This window comes from Chryseobacterium sp. JV274 (assembly GCF_903969135.1).
Classification (GTDB): Bacteria; Bacteroidota; Bacteroidia; order Flavobacteriales; family Weeksellaceae; genus Chryseobacterium.
Genome location: NZ_LR824569.1, coordinates 452,614 through 471,757 on the forward strand (window position 1 = coordinate 452,614; position 19,144 = coordinate 471,757).

Consider the following 19,144-nt stretch of genomic DNA (forward strand, 5'->3'; position numbering starts at 1 on the left):
AAGTAAAGGCAATAACCCACTACATTTACATCCCACCAAAAATTAATGCGTAAATAAAGGGAAACAGGCTGATAAAAGCAGTTAAGATATTTTTGTTTAAAATATAACGTGGTATCTATGTGGTACGCGGTTTTTATAAAATTTTAATCATTTTTTCTTTCTTTGCCAGTATAAAAATGTAATAAAATTCATAGGTGTGATTTTTTTAACACAATCATTCAATAAATACAAACCATACGTTATGAATTGTTGTATTATAGTAATGAAAACCAATAAAATTTTGAATACATAAAAATTATTTTGTTCCCGATATTAAATTAGCAAAAACCATATTGAGCAGAGAAAAAAATGACTTTGTACAGATTCACAAAAGATGTGGTATCTGAAATGCGTAGAGATGAGAAAGTATTATGAAAAATAGAAAAACTGAACCCAATTTAGAGGATTTGAAACAGAAAATTCTTGTACAAGACGAAATTATGGCCCTGGCCAAAGCAAATTCCCCTCGTCTGCTGAATAAATTCAGACTGGTTCATCCTGATTTTTTTAAAAAGTTATCTGCTATACAGCCAGCCCTTAAAAATTCTGAACTGATCTTTTGTATTTATCTTAAGCTCAATATGACCACTAAGGAAATTGCAACCTGTATTTTTGTAACACCCAAAGCGATACAAAACAGAAAAAACAGGATCAGAAAAAAACTCAACATTCCTTCTGAATTTGATATTTATAAATGGTTTAATGAAATTTAAACCATTTTTTTTATTTAAATTTCTATTACCGCTTTATCCAGATCATGATAGAGAAGAATTTTCCAACGGCTTTCTCTTGCTTCCTTTTCCCATTTAAGGCGTAATTCCATGGCTTTTCTGCCATCGAAATCACTTTTATAGGCTACATGGTATTTTAAATAAGAGGCCTGCGGAAGATCATCAGCCCCATAGAAAACAGTTTCTCCATTTTGCCTGATCCAGAAAACCTGCATAAAAGGAGTGTGTCCTCCTGCCACTTCATAGGAAATCTCATCTGTGATTTGTCCCTTGTCTTCATTCATCCAGATAATATTGGGAAGCTGAATCAGCTGTTCCAAAATAGTAAAATCAAAAGAAGGATTACCTTTCTTTTCCATGGCAAAATCCAGTTCACGTTTCTGTATATAAATCTGGGCATTCGGAAAAGTGGCTTCAAAACCATTATCAGTAGCGGTTACTGCACCTTCAATATGATCTTTGTGAAGATGGGACAGCAATAGCTTTGTGATTTGATCAGGATGAATATTTTCTCTTTCCAGAATTTCTGAAATAACAGTTGCTCCGGACTCATTTTTCCAGCCAATTCCGGCATCCAAAAGAATATAATCATTTTCAGTGATGATAAGAAAAGGCTGTACAGACATTTTGATTCCACCAACTTTATCAAAATTTTCTTCTGTTAAAAGAGTGAAGTCTTTGGTTTTGCTTGCTGAGAAATTGCCTTCTTTGAGCGGAATGATTTTCATGCTGCAAATTTCCTTAATATTTCTAACATTCAAAAGGTTTTCCATCGATATATATCATCAATAAAAACAATCATACAGACAGGGTGTTGAAATCATTCTACTTACCGCAGAATCCTGTATTATTCTTAGAAATGTAAAGACACAGGAAGAATAATTTCTTTTTTTAATGATTATCTTTGATCTCTTAAAAATCTGACGGATGCATTATGATCTGCCGTCAGACCCCTTTCAATTCAAATAAAAACTTTATACGTAATGCAGGAGAGTTCTTCCCAAGGTATTTCCCGGACTGTTATCTGGCTTATGGCCGTTATTTCCGGACTGGTAGTTGCCAACAATTATTATAATCAGCCTTTACTGGCACTTATTTCAGAAGAGCTGCATGTTTCTGAGAGCGCAGCAAGTAAAATTTCTGTACTTACTCAGATCGGTTATGCATTGGGACTGTTGCTGATTGTCCCGTTGGGTGATAAGTTTTTCCGTAAGAAATTGATTTTAATAGACTTGTTTCTTGTTTTTGGATCCCTTTTGTGGATGACCTTTGCCACTCAATTGTGGATGCTGTATGCTGCCAGTCTGCTGATTGGAGCTACATCGGTTATTCCACAACTGTTTGTTCCTATTGCAGCAGAACTTTCATCAGATAAAGAAAAATCGGCCAATATCGGATTGGTAATGTCCGGACTGTTACTGGGAATTCTTCTTTCCCGTTTTGTAGGAGGTATAGTAGGTGAAGTCTGGGGCTGGCGAGCGATGTTTGGTATTGCGGCAGGACTTATGATCCTGGTATGGCTGGCTGTATATAAAATGCTTCCTGAGCTTTCCCTTAATTTTAAAGGAACTTACAAAGAGTTGATGCGTTCTGTTGCTCAACTTGCCAGAACACAACCCGTTCTTCAGCTGGCATCTTTCCGCGGGGCAATGGCATTTGGGTCTATGTGTGCATTGTTTACAACTTTGGTTTTTCACATGGAGAAACCACCTTTTAATGCCGGATCATCTGTTGTAGGAAGTTTTGGATTAGCAGGAGCTGTAGGTGCTTTAGCTGCCGCAAAAGTGGGAAAGCTTCAAAAATATCTGGATATTAACCGCATTATATTATATTCTTTATTGATCGTTATCGGAAGCTGGGGCTTTACTTATTTTGCCGGAGAAACCTATTGGGGACTCATTGTAGGAGTAATTCTTGTAGACCTTGGGGTGCAGTCCAGCCATATTATGAACCAGACCAATTATTTTCTGATCAAATCAAATGCTGTAAACAGACTGAATACAGTGTATATGGTGTCTTATTTCATCGGAGGCTCACTCGGAACCTGGCTGGCATCCGTTGCATGGCAAAAGGCTCAATGGAGCGGCGTATGTCTTGTAGGAACGGTATTTGGGGTATTGGCTTTGATCGCTCATATTTTGTTTTCAAAAAGGGTAAATAGAGCAAACGCAGAGATGTAATTGTTATATTTCTAAGACGTTTAAGGATCGGGATTTTATCTTTGATAAAATCCCGATCCTTTTATTTTCAAACCTATTTAATTTCGAAATCTCTTATTCTTCAATTGTTTCCAGTGCAAGCATCATTTCCCTATGCTTTCCTCCCCATTCATCAAGCTGTTTCCATATAGGGATCAGCTCCCGGGCAATATCTGTAAGCTCATAATCTACTCTTGGAGGAACTTCTGCATAAACAGTCCTTTTTACTAAGTTTTCTTTTTCCAATTCTCTCAGCTGTAGGGTAAGCATTCTTTCCGTTATTCCTGAAATAGAGTTCCTAAGTTCGCTGAAACGTAATTTTCCGTCTTTTAGTTTGTTTAAAATAATCAGTTTCCATCGGCCTCCGATTTTACATACAGCATAGCTCAGGTCACATCCTTGTATATACTGTCTGTTGATATTATTCGTCGAATTTTCTTTTAGCTTTCCCATTACTTACAAATTTGTTAGTACCATACATTTAGCTGTATACAGTGCAAATGTAAGGTTTGAGATTTAATTTTGCACGTAGAAAGCAGAAAATATGCGGCAGTAAGGAACAATAGCGCTCACGTTCCCTGCAAAAACAATAGTAACTTAAATAAAAAATGAAAATGCAGTTAACCTCTAATATAACACAGATTTTAAATCATTTAGAAAAAATACAACCTTTCAATCCACAGGATTCTTTAGACGGAGCCCGTAAATACCTTGAAACAATGTCTCTTCAGCTTAGTGGTAAGAAAGAATCCGTTTCAATGATCGAAGAATTGGATATCCAACAGGAAAACCATCAGATTCCCATTCGGATTTACCGTCCTAACGGAAAGGATGTTCAGAATTCATCGGCTATTATTTATATTCACGGAGGCTGGTTTATAGCTGGAGGATACGAAACCCATGATGCGGTAGTCCGTAAACTGGCTAATAAAACCGGATCTGTGGTTATTTTTATAGATTACCGTCTTGCTCCGGAACATCCTTTTCCAGCGGGCTTAAACGATTCTCTTGACGGTATAAAGTGGGTAATAGCCAATGCAGAATCTTTAGGAATAGATCCTGACAAAATAGGAATTATAGGAGACAGTGCCGGCGGAGCATTGGCTACTGCTGTTTCTACCCAAATGGGCAAACATTTGAAATTTCAGGTGTTAATTTATCCTGCAGCCGATAATCAGCTTAGTTCAAAATCATGGGAAACGTATGAAAACGGACCGGTTCTTAATAAACAGGGGGGTATAGAAGCATGGGACTGGTATCTTCCCAACGAAGAAAAAGATAATCCTTTGGCGATTCCTGTCTTAATACAAGATTTTAAAGAAACTCCACCTACTTTAGTCATTCTTGCAGAACATGATCCTTTGCTTGATGACGGAAAACAGCTTTCTGAAAATATGAAAAATGCAGGCGTTGCACTTACAACAAGTTTCTACAAAGACATGGTTCACGGATTTATGCATATGGGAGAAATTCTGGAAGAAGTAGAGTCTGCCGTAAGTGAAATGGCTGCTTTTGCTCATCAAAATTTAAATTCTGTTGGAGAAAAAGTATAATGAAAAAATACGCATACATTGGATGTCTGGGGTTTATAGCCGTTATTACAACAGAATTTGGGGTCATCGGAATTCTTCCACAAGTTGCAGAACATTATAAAATCAGTATAGACAAAGCGGGGTATCTGTTGAGTGCTTTTGCATTAATTATCGCTCTTACAGGACCTTTCATGACCTTACTTACCTCAGGTTTTGATCGTAAAAAAATAATGCTTACAGCCATTTCCCTGTTTCTGATTACAGGATTTGTGTCTTCTTTTTCACCTCCTTTCTGGCTACTGATGCTGGTTAGGATTTTACCGGCATTTCTCCAGCCTGTATATATTGCAACAGCGTTATCTGTGGCCGTCTCCCAGGCTGATGACCGGAAAAAAAATGAACTGATGGGAATTGTATTTAATGGAGTTGCCATTGCTATGGTTACAACGGTTCCTTTTGCCACATGGATTGCGGGGCTTTGGTCCTGGGAGTACTCATTTATGATACAGACTGCAGTAAGTCTGATTGCTTTAGCAGTCATTTACTTTCTTCTTCCTGCGATGCCTGTAAAAGAGAAAAAATCTTATGGAAATCAGGTCAGAATCCTGAAGCAGCCTCCATTTATTCTGAGTACACTGGCTAACTTTTTCATGATTACCGCATGGTTTTCTACCTACAGCTATTTTGCAGATTATCTGAATAAAGCCAAAGGGATGGATACTTCAATGGTAAGCTATATGCTTTTGTTATTTGGAATTATTGGAGTGATAGCTAATGGAATTGCCGGGAAAATGCTTAATAGAAATGTGGCAGGAACTACCGCTATCTTTCTTTCCGGAACCATTCTGGTACCCATTCTTCTCTATTTTTCTGATGGAAATTTATGGGCAACGATTGCCGTTATCGGAATCTGGGGATTTCTGTATTCACCTAGCTTTCTGAATGCATCTACCTATATGATCTCTTCAGCACCGGAATCACTGGAATTTGCTAATAGTCTTGCCACATCGTTCGGAAATCTGGGTGTGACAGTGGGAACTACAATCGGAGGATGGATAATCGTTACAAAAGGAGTAGAGTATATTCCATGGATAGGTGTTGTTTTCGGGCTTCTTGCATTTCTGATGATGATCTTAAGAGGGATATTCGAAAAGCGCAGCCAGGTATTGTCCAGCTGTCAGAATTAAACTGTAATAATTTTTGTTACATTAAATAAAATACATTACCTTTGTTCTATTAATTTGAATTAAAATTAAATACAATGAAAATAGAAATCTGGTCGGACGTAATGTGTCCGTTTTGTTATATCGGAAAAAATAATTTTGAACAGGCTTTAAACAAGCTGCCTTTCAAAGATGAAGTAGAAGTGGAGTGGAAAAGTTTTCAGCTGGATCCAACTTTAGATCAAAAAAAAACTCAGGATACTATTCAATATTTTAGAGAAAAGAAAGGAGTTCCTGAAGCTCAGGCTACACAAATGCTTAGTCAGGTTACCCAGATGGGAAAAGAAGCCGGAATTGATTTTGATTTTGGAAAAACTCTGATTACCAATACTTTCAGTGCCCACAAATTGCTTCATTTGGCTAAAAAGCACAATAAGTCCAATGAAATGGAAGAGGCATTATTTATCGCTCATTTTATTGACGGAAAAAATGTAGGAGATACTGAAGTTTTGGTTGCTCTTGCAGAAAATTTAGGAATTGATAAAGAGGAGGCAAAACAGGCGGTTACAACAGATAATTTGGATTATGAAGTCAATCAGGATATTCAGGAAGCAAGAAACAATGGGGTTTCCGGAGTTCCTTTCTTTGTTCTGAATGGTAAATATGCAGTTTCCGGAGCTCAGCCTGTAGAAGCGTTTGAAAATGCACTTCAGCAGACTTACAAAGAAACCGTAAGTCCATTTAAGGATCTTTCCGGTGGCAGCGGAGCTTCCTGTGATGCTGACGGATGCAGTATTTAAGATAACAGAACCCCAAAACAAATAAATTGTTTTGGGGTTTTTAATCTAATATATTAGAAGAAACGTATCTTTGTAATGCAGTGCCACAGCTGTATAAATCTGATTTCTCAATGATAAAAATTAACAACGAAACTCACTATTCAATTGATGACACCCTTTTTGTTTTTGCATTGGATTCTGAAGCAGGAACCGTATTTAATGACAAAAATAAATTAATTACAGGCATCGGAAAGGTAAACGCCGCCATCGAATTAACCAAAGAAATTCACGCAAGAAAACCTAAACTGATTGTAAATTTAGGTTCTGCAGGAAGTAAAGGATTTCACAAGGGAGAAGTAGTATGCTGTACAAAGTTCATCCAAAGGGATATGGATGTAAGAGGACTTGGATTTAAATTGTATGAAACCCCTCTATCCGGAGTTCCGCCTGTATTGGAATATGGTCTTAAAATGGATACTTTGAAAGAAGGAATTTGCGGCAGTGGTGACAGTTTTGAAATGAACCACTCCGAAACCGATTATAATATTGTAGACATGGAAGCCTATCCACTGGCATTGATTGCTCAAAAGGAAAAGATCCCGTTTCTATGCCTGAAATATATTTCTGATGATGCCGGAAGTGACGCTGCAGACGATTGGAGCGTACAGGTACATCTGGCTTCTGAAGCTTTTAAGAAAATTCTTTTCTCATAACATTTATTCTTACGATCATGAGTTCAATTATCATAAACAAAGCGGTGGCTGAAGACTTAGAAACTTTACAAAGCTTAGGAATTCAGACCTTCTCAGAAACATTCGCTGAAGATAACACAGAAGAGGCTATGAAAAAGTATCTGGAAGAAAGCTTTAATACTGAAAAGATAAAATCTGAGTTGAATAATCCTGGCTCCTCTTTCTATATTGCCTGGGAAGAAGACAATCCGGTAGGTTACCTGAAAGTCAATTCCGGCAAAGCGCAGACAGAACTTCAGGACGAAACCAGCCTGGAAATTGAAAGAATCTATGTGAAGAAAAGCCATCACGGGAAAAAAGTAGGACAGCTTCTTTATAATCAGGCTTTAGATACTGCTCAGCAACTTAAAAAAACTTATCTGTGGCTGGGTGTATGGGAAGAAAATCTGAGAGCTTTACATTTCTACAGAAAAAACGGATTTGTTGAATTTGATAAACACATTTTCAGACTTGGAGAAGAAGAACAGACTGATCTGATGATGAAAAAAACATTGGATTAAACCTTTTTTGCCCACAGATAGCACAAATTTTCAAAGATAATTGCGTGTTAGGATAAAATATTACCAAATGAACATTTCAGAATTTGTAAAGCATATCAATCAGTATTATCCTTTATCCAAAGAAACGATTCAGGATTTACTGGATATCTGTACGGAAGAATACTATCACAAAAATGATCTTCTGCTGGAATCCGGTTCTATGGCAAGGTATTATTATTTTATCAAATCAGGATTGATAGGGTATTATACAGTAGATGAACAGGGAAATAATATTTATAAAATTTTCTTTGAAGAAAACAGTTTTGCAGCTTCTACAGCCGCCATTATAAAAAATGAACCGAGCGATTTCAATATTATTGCACTGGAAGACTGTTCAGTGATACAATATCCTGCAAAAGCCTATCGTGAACTACTTGAAAAGCATCATGATCTGGCTCTTTTTCATATGTATTATCTGGAAAAAAACTGGGTAGTGAAAAAAGAACCTTTGGAAGTTTCCCTGAAATACGAAACTGCAAAAAAAAGATATTTACAGTTATTTGAAAATAAATCATTGTATAACAGATTAAAACAGCATCATATTGCTTCTTATCTTGGAATAACGCCTACACAGCTTAGCCGGATCAAGAAGGATTTAAATTAAAAAGCTTCAACATATGTTGAGGCTTTTTTTCTTTTTCTGTTGCAATTTTGTTTTATCATAAGATCATTGGTACATTATATGTTTTATAATAAAAACCTTTGATTATCATTAATTAAACCTTTTTTAACATGAAGAAGCTCATCAAAATTGTATTTGTGCTGGCTGCATTTATCCCATTATCAGCACAAAAAATTATTCATCAGGAAATTTTCAGTCCGAAAATGAATAAAAAAATCAAAACAGTTATCATTACACCCAATCTTCAGCCTAATATGAAGTATCCGTCTGTCTATATTCTTCATGGTTTCAGCGGTAATCCAGACAGAATTATGAAACAGGATATTCCTGATCTGGTTAAAAAAGCTCAGGAATTGAAAACAATCTATGTACTTCCGGATGGAAATTACAGTTCGTGGTATGTAGACAGCCCGGTTGTTAAGGATTCTCAATATCAGACTTTTATCGGAAAAGAACTGGTAGAATTTATTGACAAAAATTATCCTGTGAAAGCTGAGAAAAAATTCCGTGGGATTATGGGATGGAGTATGGGAGGCTATGGAGCAACCAATATCGGAGTTACCTATAATAAAACATTTGGTATCGTAGGAAGTTCTTGCGGAGCATTGGATTTCAATTCATTCGGAGAAGGATATCAGAAATATATGGTGAATAAAGTTCTGGGACCACTGGAATCGATCAATCCCATTTTTCTTACTGACAGCAAAATAAAATTCATGGCCGAGGCTGGACAGCAATATATTTTCGATTGCGGTACAGAAGACACTCAGATGATCAATATGAACAGAAATTTTCATAAAAAACTGACAGAAATGAAAATCCAGCATCTCTATACCGAATCTTTGGGGGGCCATGTTCCAGAATATTGGAGCAGATCATTGTCTGAGCAATTGTCTTTATTTGATAGATTTTTTAAACATTAGAAAGCAAAAATGATTTTTAAAATTTAAACAGGAAAATATAATTCTAATAAAAAATCCTTTTTGAGCAATGCTCAAAAAGGATTTACGATTGATTGATGTTCAAAATGCTAACTAATCAGCATATTAAAATTGTTGAAAGTTTTTACCCAAATGCTCTTCTATAACGAAGAACGGATCTTCCGTAAGGGTATGAGCTCTCATATCAATAAGGCTCACTTTACTCATCATACGAAGCATAATTCTTCTCTCACACGGATATTCTATTCCGTCAATATTTCTTACTCCTGCCCGGAAAGCAGATCTTCCGTGAGCACATAAGTGATTATTAACCAGAATAACATCACCTGCCTGAGGTGTAAATCCCGAATAAATCAAGTGTCTGGCTTCTTCCCAGAACTCATGCAGTGTACTTTGCGCTTCATCCGATTGTCTTATGCTGGAATTGAAAAGCTGTTCCGCAGCATCAAATCGCATAAACGGAAGACTATAATTTCCATACAAAACAGAATCTAATGTCTCTTCTTCACTATTTCCCGTTTCCAGGTTGGCATCTTTCGGGATTTTATAAATACGATCAAAAAGAGGTCTGTAATTTTCACCGATAGACTCATGAGAGCGGATTGAGTAAAGAGTAGAAGGAACCTGTTCTTCATTTCTCACATACATAAAGCTTAAATAATCAGCCTGATGTTTCAGGAAAGCATCTTCGGTATGTACGTACAAATCTGTTGAAGATCCCGATCCTGTCTGTGTTTCTTTCATCTTTTCATCAGGAATGATGGCATGGATCAATCCACCTCCTTTACGCTGTGAATAATATTGTACAGGCTTTGATGGCAGCGCTCCATGAATAAGAGCACACGCAAAACCATATAAATTAAATTTTGAATAATCTGCCGACTGCCAATTGGAAGGCGTAGAACCTATATTCTCCTGATCTATATCCATTAATCCGGTAAAGATCAATGCACCATATTGTTTTTTTGAAAAGTCACTTGCAAAATCAGCCGCTAAATTTAAAATTCTCTCTGGTAAAAAATAAGACGCCAGCTGATGTACATGCTTAATAAAATCACGGTTTTCATATGTTTCATACTTTTTCTGAAGATGGAGTGCCGCATCTTTTATCATTCTTCTCTCCTGTGAGGTGACCTCTATGACCGTAGGAAGCAGTTTTACCGCTGTTGAACAGTCTTTATCTAAAATTTCTGTAGAATTCATTAAAAAAAAATTTGGTGTTAACTAATAATTTTTATATTTGTTTTTAATTATTCTAAATAACAATAACCGAGTCAAATTTATGAATAATTACTCAACCACCAAACAAAATCTTAAAAAAATGTAAAAAATAAAAACCTGACTATCAGATATATATAATCGTATATCAAAAAAACCACAACAACTCACAGATTTAAAAAATCACATTACAAAACTTTTATGAACAACAATTTAATTTCCCTAGAAGAGCTCGCAAGCACAACTTCACCTCACATTTCGGGGAATTTTGGGAATATTTTTCATCCAGACAATTATGATCATTATCGTAATGCTGTCAACAGTACTTTAGACCTGGTTCAGGAATTCCTTTACAGAAACAACAAGCCTTTCAGTGGTATAGAAGCCAAAACAATGAAAGGAATGGTACAGCAGATCGACCTTAATCAAAAACTTTCCAATTATAATGAGCTTCTGACGGAAGTAGACGAAATCTATGTAAAACATGCCACAGCTTTTCACCTTCCTCAGTATGTAGCTCACCTTAACTGCCCGGTAGTTATTCCCGCATTGGCAGGAGAAATCCTTGTAAGTGCTATCAATTCTTCACAGGATACTTATGATCAGAGTGCCGGTGGAACATTCATGGAAAGAAAACTGATTGACTGGACTGCGGGTCAAATTGGATATAATACGAGTGAAAGCGATGGCGTTTTCACAGCAGGGGGCTCACAGAGCAATTTAATGGGATTGGTCATGATGCGTGACTGTTTCTCTCAGAAAAGATATAATCACAATATTAAAATGGATGGTCTGCCAGCAGAGGCAAGCAGTTTCAGGATATTTGTTTCAGATAAATCTCACTTCAGCAATTTGAAAAATGCTTCTATTATGGGACTGGGTGAGAAAAGTATTGTTAAAGTTCCTACCGATGAAAGATTCCGTATGGACATTTCTCTTTTGAAAAAATACATTAAAAGAGAAGAACAATTAGGAAATATTCCAATTGGAATCGTGGCTACCGCAGGAACAACAGACTTTGGAAATATCGATCCATTAGAAGATATCGCAAATATTGCAGAGCATTATAACATTTGGATGCACGTAGATGCAGCTTATGGTTGTGCTTTATTATTAAGTGATAAATACCGTAACCTGATTAATGGTATTGAGAGAGCAGATTCCGTAACGATTGATTACCACAAATCATTCTTCCAACCCATCAGTAGCAGTGCCTTTATTGTTAAAAATAAAAAAGAACTGTTGATTCTTAAACATCACGCCGATTATCTGAATCCGAAAGAAATGGATGAAGAAGAAATTCCGGCACAGATCAATAAATCTATTACGCAGAGTACCCGAAGATTTGATGCTTTAAAACTTTGGTTTACCATAAGAATGATGGGAAGAGAGCAGCTGGCAGAATATACAGATACCGTTATTGATCTTACCAAGGATGCGGCCGCAATGATTACTGAAGATGCAGATTTTGAACTTCTTTCAGATTCGGATTTAAGTGTTCTTGTTTTCAGATATGTAAATCCGGAAATCAGTGATCTGAACGCCCTGAATCAATACATCAAGATGAAACTTTTCTACAGCGGAGAAATCCTTGTAGCAAGTACAAAAGTGGATGGTAACTTCTATCTGAAGTTTACGTTCCTGAACCCGATTACGACGACTGAAGACATTCATCAAATTCTCACCACAATCAAAAAACATGGAAAAGACTTTAATTCAGAAAAATAAAACGGGAGCCCGGGAAATTACACTCAGAATTCTGCTGAACGGAATGCTGAGAGAACTGGGAAACGGAAAATTCTATCAGGGAGTTCCGAAATATGATCTTCTTACAGCAAAAGCTCTTCAGAACAGCAATTATTCGCTGTATATGAGGTTTGAAATGAAGAAAAGCGGGCTATTTTTATTTGCTCCGGTTTCTTATCGTTCTGAGACCCTTTTTCATGAATACGAACCTGTTTTATGGGCTGTAGACCACAAAAATCAAGAGGTTTTTGAAGTTAATGATGAAAAACTGACTGAACTGGTTTACAAAGAGTTTTCTGAGACGACTAACGAAAGTGGATTCAGGCAATTTGTGGAAAGAATTCAGAGCAGCTTAAGAAATCTTGAATTAACGACAGAAGCATGTCTTCAGGACGATCAGCTTTTAACATATTCTTTTCTTGAATCTGAACAAATGCTTCCTGCAGGACACAATCTGCATCCTTTCACCAAATCAAGAATGGGCTTCTCTGAAGAAGAACAGTTTTTATATGGCCCTGAATTCGGTAAAGGATTTCAGCTGGATTATTTTCTGATTCACAAAGACTGTATCACGGAAAAATCTCTTCCGGGGATTTCAGCAAAAGAAATCTTCGAAAAATGGACTTCCTTACCGGAAAGCTACGATTTTGAAAACACAAATGATTTTTATATCGTTCCATGCCATCCATGGGAAGCAAAGTATCTTCTATCAACCGAAGAATACCCTGAAATGCTTGGATCCGGGAAAATTATTCATATCGGACCACTGGGTGAAGATTTTTATGCAACATCTTCTATCAGAACGGTATACAATCCGGACTTCAGCTGGATGCTGAAATTTTCTCTGCATGTTTTAATGACAGGCTCTGTAAGAACAAACAGCTTAAAAGATCTCAACAGAGGATATGCTTCCGCAATCTGGTGGCAGCATGAAAAAGCCTCATTTGAAAAAGCCTTTCCCAACTTTAAATTATTGCTGGAACCTTCCACCTTAAGCGTTCATTATGAAGGGAAAAATATGGACAGTCTGAATATACTGCTCCGTGAAAATCCTTTTTCAAATGAAGATAAAGTCATTTTATTGGCAAGGCTTTGCCAGGATGAATCTACAGATGGATTCAATTTTACGACTCATTTCTTTAAGAATGTGGCGAATCAGCTGGGTGTAGATGCTGAAAAAGCAGCTATTATCTGGTTTGAAAAGTATGTGAATCTATTGCTTTCCCCTTTAAACAGATTGTTCAATCAATTAGGGATGGCTCCGGAAGTTCATCAGCAAAACCTTCTTGTTCAGCTTGACAATCAGCTTTTACCGCAGTCTATCTACGTAAGAGACGGACAGGGATATCTTATTAAAGACAGTTTCAAAGAAAAATATCAAAACCTGATTAAAGATTATCCTGAAGTTGAAGATCTTTTCATCAGAGATGAGCGCCTTCTGGATATTGTTTCCCACCATCTTTTGGTAAGCAATCTGAGTGCTTTGATCTCATCAATAGGTAAAACAGGGTTGGTTAAAGAAAGAAAACTGATCCATATTCTGTACAGAGAATTTGAAAACCTTTATGAATCAGAGCCTTCTTCATTGACAGATTATGCATTGAATCAAAGATATTGGGCAGTAAAATCAAATCTTCAGTCGGCGGTGTCTGATGTAGATGGCGGAGTGAATGCGGCCTCTATTTCTTATGCTAAAGTTCCAAACCTTCTTCATAAACATTTCTTCTCAGATCAATTGATCCATCCTCAGGGAAAAGAAGTTTTCTTTAAAAGATATTTCCAGAAGGAAGATGTAATCATGAGTATGCGTCCTATAGATCTTGAAAATGACCTTGAAATGCTTCATGAATGGTTTAATCGCGAACATGCCGTAAAAATCTGGCAAATGAACTGGCCTATTGATGAATTGGAAACGTATTACAGACTGATGCTTCCAAGTGATGAAGCCCACAGTTATATCATTGCAGGTAATGATGAGCCTTCCTGTAATATAGAGGTGTATTGGGCTTGCAGAGATATTGTAGGCGATTATTACGAAGTGCTGCCTACAGATTACGGAACGCACCAGTTCATAGCACCTACTGATCCTAAAAAGAAATTTGTATCTCCATCTACACAATCTATGGTTGACTATGTTTTTGCACAGCCGCAGGTAGGTAAAATGGTAGGAGAAGGGTCTGTAGACTCACTTGCTTCTATGATGAACAAAGCCCATGTAGGCTTCAAAGTAGAAAAAGTAATTGAAATGCCTCATAAAAAAGCCAATCTGAACTTCTGTTACAGAGAATGGTACTGGGAAAAATTCCCACAGAATAAAGAGGTAAAAATCACCACAAACATCACAAAAAATGACTAACGAAGCCGTATACAATGTAATAGGCATAGGTATAGGCCCTTTTAATCTGGGACTTGCCGCATTATCCAATCCGATTCCGGAACTCAAGACCCTTTTCCTGGACCAAAGAGATGGTTTCGATTGGCACCCGGGATTGATGATTGACCATGTAACCCTGCAGACTCCATTTTTGTGCGACTGTGTATCCATGGCTGATCCAACCAATCCTTTAAGTCTTTTGAACTATCTGAAGGAAACCGGAAGATTGTACAAATTCTTTATCCGTGAAAGCTTCTTTATCCCAAGAAAAGAATACAACCGTTATTGCCAGTGGGTTATCGAACAACTTCCAGAGTGTCGTTTTTCAACGCAGGTGGTTGATATTACTTATGAAGATGGATTATATCTGGTGACGACAGTTCATACCAAAACCAAAGAAACTACGGTTTTCAAAACCGAGAGACTGATTTTGGGAACCGGAACACAGCCACATATTCCTTCTTTCATTCCGAAAGATGATTCCAGAATCATTCATACAAGTTCTTATCTGTATAGAAAAGAGGAACTTTTATCTCAAGGAAAGAAAATTGCCATTATCGGTTCTGGTCAGAGTGCTGCTGAGGTATTTTATGACCTTCTTCAGAGCAGAAATGAAAACACACAGTTGGGTTGGTATTCCCGCCCGGACAGATTTTTCCCTATGGAATATTCTAAACTGACACTGGAACTTACATCGCCTGATTATGTAGAATATTTCTACAACAGAAATGAATCTGCCAGGAAAACCATTTTAAGCAAACAGCAGGCTCAGTTTAAAGGAATCAATTACGATCTGATCAATGATATCTATGATTTTATTTACGATCTGAATATAGACAATGCTGATCCTAATCTTAAAATCATTCCTAACAGCCAGCTGAATACAGTAGACAACAGCAATCCTGATTTTATCAATCTTGAGTTTACACAGCTGGAGCAGGAAGTTCCTTATGATCAGGAAGCCGATTATGTGATTCTTGGAACCGGATACCGTTATCATGAGCCTGCATTCTTAAAGAATATTCAATCCAGAATCAAGAGAGATTCCAGCGGATTGTTTGATGTCAACAGAAATTATTCAATAGATCATAACGGAGGCGAAATCTATGTGCTTCACGCTGAAGTTCATACTCACAGCTATATTTCTACCGACCTTGGAATGGCTGCTTACCGTAATTCCTATATCATCAATGATATTCTGGGAAGAGAGCATTATAAAATTGAAAAGAAAATTGCTTTCCAGGACTTTGATGTAGAAAAATATGCTGATTTACCAACTGCCAAAATTTAATCATAAAATGAACACCAACTTAAAAAATACAGTAAGCCAGGAAAATTGGAATCAGGCTAACAGAAATCTAATGGCCAAAACCATCGCAGAACTGATGCACGAAGAGCTTCTAAAGCCCGTAGTAACCTTTGAAGATAAAGACGGATATACTGTTTTTAAACTTGAAACCGGACTTGAAAATATTACGTACAGCTTCCGCGGACAGGAGAGAATGATGGATTACTGGCATATTGATAAAGACAGCATTACAAAAACTGAAAACGGTGAAGACCTGTCATCAGTAGATGTAGCGGCTTTCTTTCTGGAAATGCAGTCTGTATTTGATTTAGATCCTTATACGATTGCAAGATATACGGAAGAGTTGCTGCACACGTTGTATTGTGATGCTTTAATTTTATCAAGAGGAGTAATGTCTTCAAAAGACCTTGCTGATGCAGATTATCAGACTGTGGAGCACAATATGACCGGACATCCGTGGGTTATTGTGAACAAAAGCAGACTTGGTTTTTCTCCAAGAGATCTTAAAACATTTGCCCCTGAGGCTGATGAAAATTTAAAAGTAATCTGGTTAGCTTCCCATAAAAGCAGATCATCATTTCAATCTTTGGAACATATTGACAGAGAGCAGTTTTATCGTTCTGAAATAGGAGATTTGCTGTATAATGAGTTTCAGCAGCAATTGATAAGCGAAGGAAAAATTGTTGAAGACTATCATTTTATCCCGGTACATCCATGGCAGTGGGAGCATAAGCTTCAGATTCATTTTGCGGGAGATATTGCTTCCGGACTTTTAATCCAATTGGGAGAGGGTAGTGATACGTACAGTCCACAGCAGAGTATCCGTACTTTGTTTAATGTAGATCATCCAAAGAAAAGATATTTGAAAACAGCTGTCTCTATTTTGAGTACAGGAAATATCAGAGGACTGTCTCCTAAGCAGATGAAAATTGCTCCTGCCATTACCGATTGGGTAAAAGGCTTAATTAAAGACGATGCTTACCTTGAGAATAAAGAGACTATTTTCTTAGGAGAAGAAGCCGCTATCACTTATTTACATCCACAGTATGGAGCTATCGCCAGCGTTCCTTACCAATATAATGAATTCCTTGGAGCATTATGGAGAGAAAGTGCTGAAAACTATCTGAAAGAAGATGAGCAAATGGTAACCATGGCTTCTTTACTGTATGTAGACGAAAATGGAGTTCCATTGGTTCAGGCATTTGCAGAAAAAGCAGGCCTGAGTATTGAAAAATGGATTGAAAGCTATCTTGACGCTTATCTTACGCCATTACTACACATCTATTACACGCATTCATTATGTGTAACGCCACACGGAGAAAATATTATGGTTGTTTTGAAAAACGGAGTTCCACAGAGAATTGTGATCAAAGATTTTGTGGATGATATCGTTTTAACAACTGAAGCCAGAGAAAAGCTTCCTGCTCACCTTGCAGATGGCCTGATTCAGTCTTCAAACAAAGAAAATATCCCGTTGTTTATTCTGCTGGGAGTTTTTGATGCCTTCTTCAGATATCTTTCAAATGCACTGCATACGTATTCAGACTTTAAAGAAGAAAAATTCTGGGAACTGGTTCACAACTGTGTAGAAAACTATAAAGCTGAGAATACGCATCTCCAGGAAAGATACGAAAAGTATGACCTGTATGTTCCTGCATTCAAAAGATTCTATATCAACAGTCTGCGTCTGAAAAACAATGGTTACAGCGAAAATAAGGCATTTGCGATTCCAAGAAAAGATGGAGCATTGCCTAATCCGTTGTATCAGATTGCCAATAAAAATTCAGCAGCAGCAGTATGAGGAAATTCCTGCATATACTAAAAGAAGGAGCGGTTTTTGCCTATGGAGCTATAGCCGGGAAAAAGGTCGAATTGACTTCCGGAAGCATCAACCGTTCCATCTTTAGCCTTGCCATTCCCATGGTAATGGAACTTGTCATGGAATCTGTTTTTGTGAGCGTCAATCTATTGATTATTGCAAAATTAGGAGACAAAGTTCTGGGCCTTGTGGGAATTACAGATAACTACATCAACTTTGCTTATGCCATAGCAGTAGGGTTAGGCATTGCTGCAGCTACTCTCACAGCCAGAAGAGCAGGTGAAAAAGATCAGGAAGGAATGGGCAGAACAGCTCAGTATATTATCCTTCTCGCCTTGTTTTTTGCTGTGCTTATTGGTGGTATCTCCTGTTATTTCTCCGCTGAAATTGTTGATTTCCTTGGTGTCAACGCCAATGCCGTAGTTGATGGAGTATCTTTTTCAAGACTGGTCTTTCTGAGTATTGGGCTTGTGATTCTCCGCCTGTCGGTGAACGGACTTTTCAGAGGTGCGGGTGATGCAGATATTGCAATGAAATCACTTTGGATCTGCCATATTTCCAATATCATCTTTGCCGTGATTCTTGTTTTCGGATTAGGGTTTATCCCTGCTTTCGGGTTGATGGGATTGGCTTATGCTACGGTTTTATCAAGAACGTTAGGAGTCTTATACCAGGCTTTTATATTTCTGTCCGGTAAAACCAGTATCAGCATCAGAGTTCCTTTTCAGCTTGATATACCATTGTTGCAGAAGATTCTGAAAATAGCCTTTGGAGGATTGGTTCAGTATATCATTCCAACATCCAGCTGGCTGATTATGGTGAAGATCATCTCTACCTTCGGAACAACAGCTCTTGCAGGATACATTATTGCCCAGCGTATTGCTTCAGTAGCAACGATGCCTGCCTGGGGAATAGGAAATGCAGCAGGAGTTCTTACAGGACAGAATCTGGGTGCAGGAGAGCCTGAGCGTGCAGAAAAAACAGTCTGGAGAGCAGGAACAATCAACATGACTTATCTGGTAATAGTAGCCTTATTCTGGCAGATTGCAGCGGAATATGTGGTGAAATTTTTCACTACAGAACCTGAAGTCGCAAGATATGCAGTTCAATACATCCATGTGGTTTCTATGGCTTATTTGCTATTAGGATTCACCATGGTGATCAGCCGTGCTCTGAATGCGGCCGGAAACATTCTGCAGGTTACACTGCTGTACCTCGTCATGTTTTATGTGATTCAGCTTCCTTTGGCCTATCTCTTAGGAGTAAGGTTTCAGTGGGAACTGAGAGGAATATTTACCGCTATCGTTTCTTCGGAAATTGTCTTAGCCGTGTTATTCCTAATGATTTTTAGAAATGGAAAATGGAAAACTATAAAAATTTAA

At 37.5% G+C, this 19,144-nt stretch carries 17 protein-coding genes; 14 read left to right on the plus strand and 3 right to left on the minus strand.

Annotated elements, in window-relative coordinates; all coding sequences use genetic code 11:
• The first annotated feature begins 410 nt into the window (after positions 1–410).
• Complete coding sequence (locus CHRYMOREF3P_RS02135; RefSeq protein ID WP_077417421.1) at positions 411–752, plus strand: helix-turn-helix transcriptional regulator; 342 nt, start codon at positions 411–413, stop codon at positions 750–752.
• 14 nt (positions 753–766) lie between these two features.
• On the opposite strand, the gene CHRYMOREF3P_RS02140 is transcribed toward CHRYMOREF3P_RS02135, so the two are convergent.
• Complete coding sequence (locus tag CHRYMOREF3P_RS02140; protein WP_180563735.1) at positions 767–1,498, minus strand: MBL fold metallo-hydrolase; 732 nt, start codon at positions 1,496–1,498, stop codon at positions 767–769.
• Between the two features lie 255 nt (positions 1,499–1,753).
• On the opposite strand from CHRYMOREF3P_RS02140, the gene CHRYMOREF3P_RS02145 reads away from it, so the two are divergent.
• The gene (locus CHRYMOREF3P_RS02145; RefSeq protein WP_180563736.1) at positions 1,754–2,950 is read left to right on the plus strand and encodes an MFS transporter; all 1,197 of its coding nucleotides are present in this window, start codon (positions 1,754–1,756) and stop codon (positions 2,948–2,950) included.
• A gap of 93 nt (positions 2,951–3,043) precedes the next feature.
• Here CHRYMOREF3P_RS02145 and CHRYMOREF3P_RS02150 read toward each other — a convergent pair whose 3' ends face one another.
• The gene (locus tag CHRYMOREF3P_RS02150) at positions 3,044–3,421 is read right to left on the minus strand and encodes a winged helix-turn-helix transcriptional regulator (RefSeq protein WP_180563737.1); all 378 of its coding nucleotides are present in this window, start codon (positions 3,419–3,421) and stop codon (positions 3,044–3,046) included.
• Positions 3,422–3,576: 155 nt separating this feature from the next.
• Here CHRYMOREF3P_RS02150 and CHRYMOREF3P_RS02155 point away from each other — a divergent pair, with 155 nt between their 5' ends.
• The 7 genes from CHRYMOREF3P_RS02155 (at position 3,577) to CHRYMOREF3P_RS02185 (ending at position 9,278) form a co-directional block, all read left to right on the plus strand.
• The gene (locus CHRYMOREF3P_RS02155; RefSeq protein WP_232538949.1) at positions 3,577–4,521 is read left to right on the plus strand and encodes an alpha/beta hydrolase; all 945 of its coding nucleotides are present in this window, start codon (positions 3,577–3,579) and stop codon (positions 4,519–4,521) included.
• Positions 4,521–5,687: an MFS transporter gene (locus CHRYMOREF3P_RS02160; RefSeq protein ID WP_180563738.1), complete on the plus strand. Its 1,167-nt coding sequence runs from the start codon at positions 4,521–4,523 to the stop codon at positions 5,685–5,687. The genes CHRYMOREF3P_RS02155 and CHRYMOREF3P_RS02160 overlap by 1 nt, the downstream gene beginning before the upstream one ends.
• 74 nt (positions 5,688–5,761) lie before the next feature.
• A complete protein-coding gene (locus CHRYMOREF3P_RS02165; protein WP_180563739.1) occupies positions 5,762–6,463 on the plus strand; it encodes a DsbA family oxidoreductase in 702 nt (233 codons plus the stop codon).
• 110 nt (positions 6,464–6,573) lie between these two features.
• Entirely contained in the window at positions 6,574–7,155 is a 582-nt protein-coding gene (locus CHRYMOREF3P_RS02170) for a nucleosidase (RefSeq protein WP_180563740.1), read from the plus strand.
• Positions 7,156–7,172: 17 nt separating this feature from the next.
• The gene (locus CHRYMOREF3P_RS02175) at positions 7,173–7,694 is read left to right on the plus strand and encodes a GNAT family N-acetyltransferase (protein ID WP_077417412.1); all 522 of its coding nucleotides are present in this window, start codon (positions 7,173–7,175) and stop codon (positions 7,692–7,694) included.
• Positions 7,695–7,761: 67 nt separating this feature from the next.
• A complete protein-coding gene (locus tag CHRYMOREF3P_RS02180) occupies positions 7,762–8,337 on the plus strand; it encodes a Crp/Fnr family transcriptional regulator (RefSeq protein WP_077417410.1) in 576 nt (191 codons plus the stop codon).
• A 128-nt stretch (positions 8,338–8,465) separates the two neighbouring features.
• Positions 8,466–9,278 (plus strand): alpha/beta hydrolase, encoded by an 813-nt coding sequence (locus CHRYMOREF3P_RS02185; RefSeq protein ID WP_180563741.1) that lies wholly within the window; start codon positions 8,466–8,468, stop codon positions 9,276–9,278.
• Positions 9,279–9,401: 123 nt separating this feature from the next.
• Here the strand turns inward: CHRYMOREF3P_RS02185 and CHRYMOREF3P_RS02190 are convergent, their stop codons facing one another.
• The gene (locus CHRYMOREF3P_RS02190) at positions 9,402–10,499 is read right to left on the minus strand and encodes a TauD/TfdA family dioxygenase (RefSeq protein ID WP_180563742.1); all 1,098 of its coding nucleotides are present in this window, start codon (positions 10,497–10,499) and stop codon (positions 9,402–9,404) included.
• 216 nt (positions 10,500–10,715) lie between these two features.
• Here CHRYMOREF3P_RS02190 and CHRYMOREF3P_RS02195 point away from each other — a divergent pair, with 216 nt between their 5' ends.
• The 5 genes from CHRYMOREF3P_RS02195 to CHRYMOREF3P_RS02215 are packed head-to-tail and all read left to right on the plus strand — an operon-like array spanning position 10,716 to position 19,144.
• Positions 10,716–12,242: a pyridoxal phosphate-dependent decarboxylase family protein gene (locus CHRYMOREF3P_RS02195; protein ID WP_180563743.1), complete on the plus strand. Its 1,527-nt coding sequence runs from the start codon at positions 10,716–10,718 to the stop codon at positions 12,240–12,242.
• The gene (locus tag CHRYMOREF3P_RS02200; protein WP_180563744.1) at positions 12,214–14,616 is read left to right on the plus strand and encodes a GNAT family N-acetyltransferase; all 2,403 of its coding nucleotides are present in this window, start codon (positions 12,214–12,216) and stop codon (positions 14,614–14,616) included. The genes CHRYMOREF3P_RS02195 and CHRYMOREF3P_RS02200 overlap by 29 nt, the downstream gene beginning before the upstream one ends.
• Positions 14,609–15,925 carry a lysine N(6)-hydroxylase/L-ornithine N(5)-oxygenase family protein gene (locus CHRYMOREF3P_RS02205; protein ID WP_077417400.1) on the plus strand — a complete coding sequence of 439 codons (1,317 nt, stop codon included), beginning with the start codon at positions 14,609–14,611 and terminating at the stop codon, positions 15,923–15,925. Before CHRYMOREF3P_RS02200 ends, CHRYMOREF3P_RS02205 begins: the two co-directional genes overlap by 8 nt.
• A gap of 7 nt (positions 15,926–15,932) precedes the next feature.
• The gene (locus CHRYMOREF3P_RS02210) at positions 15,933–17,744 is read left to right on the plus strand and encodes an IucA/IucC family protein (RefSeq protein WP_180563745.1); all 1,812 of its coding nucleotides are present in this window, start codon (positions 15,933–15,935) and stop codon (positions 17,742–17,744) included.
• A complete protein-coding gene (locus CHRYMOREF3P_RS02215) occupies positions 17,741–19,144 on the plus strand; it encodes an MATE family efflux transporter (protein WP_180563746.1) in 1,404 nt (467 codons plus the stop codon). Before CHRYMOREF3P_RS02210 ends, CHRYMOREF3P_RS02215 begins: the two co-directional genes overlap by 4 nt.

What these genes read in the sequence shown, in the direction of transcription:
- CHRYMOREF3P_RS02205 (WP_077417400.1), top strand. Translation starts at nt 14,609, where the DNA reads ATGACTAACGAAGCCGTATACAATGTAATAGGCATAGGTATAGGCCCT.
- CHRYMOREF3P_RS02190 (WP_180563742.1), bottom strand. Translation starts at nt 10,499, where the DNA reads ATGAATTCTACAGAAATTTTAGATAAAGACTGTTCAACAGCGGTAAAA.
- CHRYMOREF3P_RS02215 (WP_180563746.1), top strand. Translation starts at nt 17,741, where the DNA reads ATGAGGAAATTCCTGCATATACTAAAAGAAGGAGCGGTTTTTGCCTAT.
- CHRYMOREF3P_RS02160 (WP_180563738.1), top strand. Translation starts at nt 4,521, where the DNA reads ATGAAAAAATACGCATACATTGGATGTCTGGGGTTTATAGCCGTTATT.
- CHRYMOREF3P_RS02140 (WP_180563735.1), bottom strand. Translation starts at nt 1,498, where the DNA reads ATGAAAATCATTCCGCTCAAAGAAGGCAATTTCTCAGCAAGCAAAACC.
- CHRYMOREF3P_RS02200 (WP_180563744.1), top strand. Translation starts at nt 12,214, where the DNA reads ATGGAAAAGACTTTAATTCAGAAAAATAAAACGGGAGCCCGGGAAATT.
- CHRYMOREF3P_RS02175 (WP_077417412.1), top strand. Translation starts at nt 7,173, where the DNA reads ATGAGTTCAATTATCATAAACAAAGCGGTGGCTGAAGACTTAGAAACT.
- CHRYMOREF3P_RS02150 (WP_180563737.1), bottom strand. Translation starts at nt 3,421, where the DNA reads ATGGGAAAGCTAAAAGAAAATTCGACGAATAATATCAACAGACAGTAT.
- CHRYMOREF3P_RS02170 (WP_180563740.1), top strand. Translation starts at nt 6,574, where the DNA reads ATGATAAAAATTAACAACGAAACTCACTATTCAATTGATGACACCCTT.
- CHRYMOREF3P_RS02180 (WP_077417410.1), top strand. Translation starts at nt 7,762, where the DNA reads ATGAACATTTCAGAATTTGTAAAGCATATCAATCAGTATTATCCTTTA.
- CHRYMOREF3P_RS02185 (WP_180563741.1), top strand. Translation starts at nt 8,466, where the DNA reads ATGAAGAAGCTCATCAAAATTGTATTTGTGCTGGCTGCATTTATCCCA.
- CHRYMOREF3P_RS02210 (WP_180563745.1), top strand. Translation starts at nt 15,933, where the DNA reads ATGAACACCAACTTAAAAAATACAGTAAGCCAGGAAAATTGGAATCAG.
- CHRYMOREF3P_RS02195 (WP_180563743.1), top strand. Translation starts at nt 10,716, where the DNA reads ATGAACAACAATTTAATTTCCCTAGAAGAGCTCGCAAGCACAACTTCA.
- CHRYMOREF3P_RS02165 (WP_180563739.1), top strand. Translation starts at nt 5,762, where the DNA reads ATGAAAATAGAAATCTGGTCGGACGTAATGTGTCCGTTTTGTTATATC.
- CHRYMOREF3P_RS02155 (WP_232538949.1), top strand. Translation starts at nt 3,577, where the DNA reads ATGAAAATGCAGTTAACCTCTAATATAACACAGATTTTAAATCATTTA.
- CHRYMOREF3P_RS02145 (WP_180563736.1), top strand. Translation starts at nt 1,754, where the DNA reads ATGCAGGAGAGTTCTTCCCAAGGTATTTCCCGGACTGTTATCTGGCTT.
- CHRYMOREF3P_RS02135 (WP_077417421.1), top strand. Translation starts at nt 411, where the DNA reads ATGAAAAATAGAAAAACTGAACCCAATTTAGAGGATTTGAAACAGAAA.